A 281-nucleotide genomic window follows, 5' to 3' on the forward strand; every position below is an offset into this window, starting at 1 on the left:
TTTTCCCGTGTGTAATACGTTTTGAAATTGGCGGGGAAGTAGCTGGTTTTGTCGAGCATGGTGAGCAGCGGGAGCACGTCGAGCGGGCTGGAAACGATGGGCGTGCCGGTCAGGCACACGGTTTTTCTGGCTTTCCGTGCGAGTTGGAGCATGGTGCGGGTGCGTTTGGCTCGCATGTTTTTCGCCCGGTGGGCTTCGTCGTAAATGAGGAGGCTGGGCTGCCAGGCTGCTAGGAGGCGGGCGAGTGGTGTGCGGCTGGTGGCGAGCGTGTCACTGGTGAT

Annotated in this window: 1 protein-coding gene; it reads right to left on the reverse strand. The window is 60.1% G+C overall.

Annotated elements, in window-relative coordinates:
* A partial coding sequence (locus tag QP415_RS11660; protein ID WP_285100187.1) for an SNF2-related protein occupies window positions 1–281 on the reverse strand: 281 nt, incomplete at both ends.

This window comes from Pauljensenia sp. UMB3104 (assembly GCF_030217285.1).
Lineage (GTDB): Bacteria > Actinomycetota > Actinomycetes > Actinomycetales > Actinomycetaceae > Pauljensenia.